The organism is Hydrocoleum sp. CS-953 (assembly GCF_002260545.1).
Classification (GTDB): domain Bacteria; phylum Cyanobacteriota; class Cyanobacteriia; order Cyanobacteriales; family Microcoleaceae; genus Trichodesmium.
The window spans coordinates 1-6,437 of sequence record NZ_LGSU01001061.1; the positions used below are offsets into that span (position 1 = coordinate 1).

The window sequence follows — 6,437 nt, forward strand, 5'->3', positions numbered from 1 at the left end:
ACCTCAACCTGTGGCACCTGCATCGGTCAATCCCATTATACCGCGACCTCAACCAATGTTAACAAATGTTCCACCTCAACCTGTGGCACCTGCACCAGTCAATCCTATCAGACCGCGACCCCAACCAATGTTAACAAATGTTCCACCTCAACCTGTTGCACCTGCACCAGTCAATCCCATTATACCGCGACCCCAACCAATGTTAACAAATGTTCCACCTCAACCTGTTGCACCTGCACCAGTCAATCCTATCAGACTCAGACCGCGACCTCAACCAATGTTAACAAATGTTCCACCTCAACCTGTTGCACCTACATCGGTCAATCCCATTATACCGCGACCTCAACCTACGATCAAAAATCCCCATCCTGTTCCACCTGCATCGCAACCAATAGTGAAAAATCCTGATCTTGTAAGACCCACACCAAAACTACAACCGACGAGCGCAAATCCTCATCTCATACCAATCACAACCCAACCAATAGTACAAAATCCTCATAATTCTATGCCATCTGCAACAAAATTACCATCAATAAGGGAATAGAAAACAGGGAAATAGATGCCATAATAGGGATGTTCCATGAAACATCCCTACAACAATATTTTATTATATGAGCTTCTTATTCTTGAGTAATTTTAATTACATAAGGATAATATTTATTTCTTTGGTAAGAACCTATCCAAATTTCATAAGTACCTGAAAACCATTGACCGATAATTCCTGGATTTTTTCCTTCAAAGTCATCATTACACCAACTACCTCCAGGACCTCTAATGACTAAAGTTGTATCTTCACTACTTTTAACCTCAAGTTTCAGAGATTCAAAAAAGCCATTTAAAATTATTCTATGATCTGGTTCTTTATCAATAAAACCTACACATGGTCCTGTTACAGTGTTTTCTCTGCCTGTTGTTTCTTTCGCAGATATAGGTCCTCCACTTAACCCTCTAATAATCATTCGGTTTTGAGGAGATTTTGGATAGAGGTTGACATCTTCAAATATAGGTGTCAATTGTAAATCTTGGGATAAAACTGGGGTGGTTTTCTGCATCCCTGCTAATGAAAACAATACTCCTAAAAATAATATCGTTTTTTTAAGTTGATTTCTATTCATTGAGAGTGCTGTTTTCCGATAATAAAGTCATTGCAGTTATCAGTTATCAGTTATCAGTTATCAGCACCTCGCACCTTTTGCCAGAGGCTTGAAATACTGAAGTTGATTTTTTTCATCCCCTTGTAAAGCAACAGCTCGTGGCACAGTCAAGGGGAGGCTTGAGAGCTTATTTTATGGTCAAAAAACTTATAGGGGGAATGTGAATCATAAATTTTGCTGTTTCACTTTAATATGTTTGATTCCCCCTTTCTTTTTGAGTATGTAAAACTCTTATTTAAGATTGCTTACCAACAATTTCTGCTTTGATATCTTCAATTTTATCTAATAATTCTTGCCGATTAGATTTTCGCAGCAAATAACGGTAAACAAACCAAACTGCATATCCCATCCCAATAAATTCAAAGCTAACTGATAGAATAGGAATTCCTTGTAACGTTTGCAGAAAACTCACAATTAACGTCAAAGTTAATATTGCTAAGGTCAGCGAACCAACTACTTTAAGCTGACTTTGATATTCTTGATAGAATTGATTAATGTAGTCAGGAAAGTTAGAAAAGATATTGATCAATTGTTCTTTAATTTTATTGAATTGTTCAATATCAATGGGTTTGTTGGTTACTGTGTCTACAGGTTTTTGGTCATCTAAGATGGGAGTTTCAACCTGAGCAGCAACTTTTTGTTCTATGGTTTCTGCACCAGTTGTCGGAGTTGTTGGTGTTGCTGATGTTGAGACTTTACTCTCTTTTTCTACCTTTGGTTCACTTGGAGTCTTACCTGCTGCACCAGTTGTCGGAGTTGTTGGTGTTGCTGGTGTTGATACTTTACTCTCTTTTTCTACCTTTGGTTCAGTTGGAGTCTTAGCTACTGCACCAGTTGTCGGAGTTGTCGGAGTTACTGGTGTTGATACTTTACTCTCTTTTTCTACCTTTGGTTCAGTTGGAGTCTTAGCTACTGCACCAGTTGTCGGAGTTGTTGGTGTTGCTGGTGTTGATACTTTACTCTCTTTTTCTACCTTTGGTTCACTTGGAGTCTTACCTGCTGCACCAGTTGTTGGAGTTCCTAATGATGGTGATGCTGAGATTTTCCTCTCTTTTTCTACCTTTGGTTCAGTTGAAGTCTTAGCTGCTGCACCAGTAGTTGGAGTTGTCTGAGTTGTCTGAGTTGAGACTTTACTCTCTTTTGCTACCTTTGGTTCAGTTGGAGTCTTAGATGCTGTACCAGTAGTTGGAGTTGTTGGAGTTGTCTGAGTTGAGACTTTACTCTCTTTTTCTACCTTTGGTTCAGTTGAAGTCTTAGATGNTGCTGTACCAGTAGTTGGAGTTGTTGGAGTTGTCTGAGTTGAGACTTTACTCTCTTTTTCTACCTTTGGTTCAGTTGAAGTCTTAGATGCTGTACCAGTAGTTGGAGTTGTCTGAGTTACTGGTGTTGAGACTTTACTCTCTTTTTCTACCTTTGGTTCTGTTGGAGTCTTAGATGCTGTACCAGTAGTTGGAGTTGTTGGAGTTGTCTGAGTTGAGACTTTACTCTCTTTTGCTACCTTTGGTTCTGCTGGAGTCTTACCTGCTGCACCAGTAGTTGGAGTTACTGGTGTGGAAACTTTACTCTCTTTTTCTACCTTTGGTTCTGCTGGAGTCTTAGATGCTGTACCAGTAGTTGGAGTTTTCGGAGTAGTTGGAGTTACTGGTGTGGAAACTTTACTCTCTTTTTCTACCTTTGGTTCAGTTGAAGTCTTAGCTGCTGTACCAGTAGTTGGAGTTTTCGGAGTTACTGGTGTTGAAATTTTTGTCTCTTTGTTCTCTGTTACTTGTTTTTGTTCAGGTGGTTTTGTTGTCTTAGTTTCTTCTTTTGATAAAGCAGGAGATTTTGCAACTGCTGTTTCTACCACACCACTAACTTCACTCTTATTAGGAGTAGTTTCTACTTTCTTAGTTTCCTCAATTTCCTGACCTAAAGATTTTTTGAACCGTAATACATCAAAACCCTTTTGATGCAGCAGTAACCACGACTGAATTAAATCTGGTCCTTGCATAGCACCTGTTAAGGATGCTCTTAGCGATCGCATCACAATCCCTTTCTTAACCTTAACCTTCTGAGTAACTTTTTTAATAGTTTGCTGTGCATCATTCGCTCCTAGAGGTACATCAGCATTTATCATTTCTAGAAGAGAATTAATAGATTTAACAGAATCTTCATTCTGCATTTGCTTTGTTGCTGCTTCATCTAGTTCTACAGTAGGAGAGAAGAATAACTTACTCATTTCCACTGCATCTGTCAGACGAGTCAAACTAGGTCCTATTAATGCTGTTAGTTGTTCTAACCAAGAGCGATCGCCTTTAGGATCTAATTCATACCCTGCTTTTTGCCAGATGGGAATTAATTTATCTGTCAGTTGTTCTACTGGTAAATTATGTAAATATTGACTGTTTATCCAATCCAACTTATCCCAGTCAAACTTAGCTCCTGCTTTATTCACCCTGGCAAAACTAAACTTTTCTCCTGCTTCTGTTAGGGTAAATATTTCTTGCGTTGCATCTGGAGGTGTCCACCCAAGCAAACACATATAATTTGCTAGTGCTTCGGGAGTAAAACCCAATTCTTGAAAATCAGAAATTGAAGTTACTCCATCCCGTTTTGACAATTTTCGTCCTTCTTTATTCAGAATTAAAGGTGTATGACCAAATTCTGGCATTTTCCCTTCTAAAGCTTCATAAAGTAATATTTGTTTAGCTGTATTAGCAATATGGTCTTCACCCCGAATCACATGGGTAATTTTCATATCCATATCATCTACTACCACTGCCATATTGTAGAGGGGTTGTCCTACTTTCCCTCCTCCTGCAGCACGGGAAATGACCATATCTCCACCTAAGTCACTTCCTTTCCAAGTTANTGGTCTTCACCCCGAATCACATGGGTAATTTTCATATCCATATCATCTACTACCACTGCCATATTGTAGAGGGGTTGTCCTACTTTCCCTCCTCCTGCAGCACGGGAAATGACCATATCTCCACCTAAGTCACTTCCTTTCCAAGTTACTTTCCCCCGGACCATATCATTCCAGGTAATTATCCGGTCATCATCTATTTTGAAGCGAATTACAGCTTGCCTTCCTTCTGCTTCAAAAGCTGCTTGTTGTTTTGCCGTGAGGTTGCGGTGACGGTTGTCGTAGCGGGGTGCTTCTTTTCTGGCTTTCTGAGCTTCCCGCATTTCCTCTAGTTCTGCTGCTGTACAATAACAGCGATAGGCTAATCCTTTGTCTAGTAAATCTTGAGTTGCTTTCTGGTATAGTTCTAGACGTTGGGACTGATAAGATGGTCCTTCATCCCACTCTAATCCTAACCAAGTTAGTCCCTCTGTAATATTTTTAGTATATTCTGGACGGGAGCGCTCTAAATCTGTATCTTCTATTCTGAGGATAAATTTTCCTTTCTGGTTTTTTGCAAATAACCAGTTAAATACAGCAGTTCTGGCTGTACCGATATGTAAATTTCCTGTTGGGCTTGGGGCCAAACGAACTCTAACACTCATATCAATTTCTATTTTAGTTTTTTGTTTTTAGATTTTATTCTACTTCTGGTTAAATCTGAGAAGATATTTATATTTACCAGAGTGATGTAAAAATCTCTAATTTTGATACTGACTTGATTTCCTACTTTTACCATAAAAATTAGGCATTCATCAAACAGTAATATTGATGAGATTTGTTATGAGTGTTAAGTTATCTATTGTACGGGACTGACGGGGCTCGAACCCGCAACTTCTGCCGTGACAGGGCAGTGCTCTAACCAATTGAACTACAGTCCCTTGTTTTTCAAGCCATATATTATTATGGCGCGTTCTATTTTATTTGTCAAGCATTTCTCTAATTTTTTTTTGAATCTTTCTGTTCGTTTTAGCCAAAACTTTTACTATATAAGGCTTTAAGAGTTTCATTTTTTTTGATTTAGGATTAGAAGATAAATCTTTCCATACTTTTTCTTTCACTTTTGACTTTTGATTTTTGATTTTGAAGGCTAGAGATTAGTGCTGAAAATGAGAACCTGAGTCACTTGTAGGTGGTTAAAATTATTATCACTGACTAAGATGAGCGATCGCCGACCATCTGCCAAGATTGGGCCAAAGGTCATTCCTTCAATATTGTCTGAAATTAATTCTAGATTGCTGAAATCTAACAGTAATTCTTTTTGTACGGGAGAAATATTAGTAAGTTTACTGTTTAAACTATTAATTTGTTGAATATTATCTGCCTCTGACAAATCAACTTGAAATAGTTTAATCACATTTCCAGTGTCTAAAGAAAAAGACCTTTCTAGACTTAAAAGATGAGTATCATCTAAGGCTATTAGTTCTACTAAACCATTAGTTTTCAAACCACCTAAACTATTAGATGTAGAAGTAATAGGTTCTGTGATATATAGAAATTCTTTTTCTGGCTGACCTTTAATTAAATCATACTTTAAGATTCGACAAGGACTACCAGTAGAAATATTTGCTGCTGCCCCATCTTGAACTAAAGCATTTTCTGTGGCAGTGAAGAGATATTTTTGGCTAGGAGTAATAGTTAAATTTTCCAATGCCATATTATTTCTAATTCCACTGTCAGCTTGTATAAGAAACTTTTCCGGAATTGGCAAATTTCGTAGTTGTTTACCTGCCAAAGAAAATTTTCTAATAAATGGTTGTATTTGACGTTCTCTATCTCCTTCAGAAGAGATCAATAAATTAGTTCCAGTAAAAGTAATTCCTTCTGGATCAAGAGTCAAAGGAGGAAATGATTTACCTGTTTCATTTAATAAAGTTGTGACATCTATAAAAGTTACAGTTTCCTCTGAAATTTTATCTGCCTCTAGGTCAATTTTTAGAGTATAAAATCTGGCTGGTGCTTTACTACTACGGTCATCAGAAATTGCGTAATAAATTTGTTGATCTGGATTATAAGTTATGCCAGAAAGTCCGCCTACTTCTGTATTTTTAAATGTTAAACCTGTGGGAAAATTTACCTCTCCTAAAAAAGTGATTTGAGGAATAGTTGCTTGAGTCATTGACTTAATAACTATGGCTGTAATTCCCAGAATAACTAAACAAGTAACGAAGGTGAAAATCAACGATATAAATATTTGATTTTTTTTCTTGTTCATATTTCCTAATTATTATAGTAATCGTAAATTATTTGTGAAAAAAATGTAGGGGTTTGGTCTCCCAACCCATTGCTATAGTTTTTCGGCGTTGTTTTTGGTAGCGTCTAGCAACATCTTGGGATTTTACTATAGCATCCCAGGCTTGTTCTGTAAATTTGCTTGGGTCAGTTGGCTGCATGGA

General features: G+C 37.6%; 4 protein-coding genes, 1 tRNA gene and 3 pseudogenes. 1 reads left to right on the forward strand and 7 read right to left on the reverse strand.

Annotation, left to right across the window (positions count from 1 at the left end; all coding sequences use genetic code 11):
• Positions 1-544 (forward strand): annotated as a pseudogene (locus AFK68_RS36870) (hypothetical protein); the annotation flags it as partial.
• A 76-nt stretch (positions 545-620) separates the two neighbouring features.
• Here AFK68_RS36870 and AFK68_RS15700 read toward each other — a convergent pair.
• From AFK68_RS15700 to AFK68_RS15720, 7 genes and pseudogenes are all read right to left on the reverse strand, one after another.
• Positions 621-1,115 (reverse strand): hypothetical protein, encoded by a 495-nt coding sequence (locus AFK68_RS15700; protein WP_094673602.1) that lies wholly within the window; start codon positions 1,113-1,115, stop codon positions 621-623.
• Between the two features lie 274 nt (positions 1,116-1,389).
• Complete coding sequence (locus AFK68_RS45350) at positions 1,390-1,683, reverse strand: CAAD domain-containing protein (RefSeq protein ID WP_371357407.1); 294 nt, start codon at positions 1,681-1,683, stop codon at positions 1,390-1,392.
• A gap of 1,380 nt (positions 1,684-3,063) precedes the next feature.
• A pseudogene (gene gltX / locus AFK68_RS41855) lies at positions 3,064-4,004 on the reverse strand (glutamate--tRNA ligase); the annotation flags it as partial.
• 1 nt (position 4,005) lies between these two features.
• Positions 4,006-4,646: pseudogene (gene gltX, locus AFK68_RS15710) on the reverse strand (glutamate--tRNA ligase); the annotation flags it as partial.
• A 202-nt stretch (positions 4,647-4,848) separates the two neighbouring features.
• Positions 4,849-4,922, reverse strand: a tRNA-Asp gene (locus AFK68_RS15715).
• Between the two features lie 39 nt (positions 4,923-4,961).
• On the reverse strand, positions 4,962-5,102 hold the full coding sequence (locus AFK68_RS36880) for a hypothetical protein (RefSeq protein ID WP_168186497.1): 141 nt from the start codon (positions 5,100-5,102) through the stop codon (positions 4,962-4,964).
• Positions 5,103-5,131: 29 nt separating this feature from the next.
• Positions 5,132-6,256: an esterase-like activity of phytase family protein gene (locus AFK68_RS15720; RefSeq protein ID WP_094673604.1), complete on the reverse strand. Its 1,125-nt coding sequence runs from the start codon at positions 6,254-6,256 to the stop codon at positions 5,132-5,134.
• Positions 6,257-6,437 lie beyond the last annotated feature (181 nt).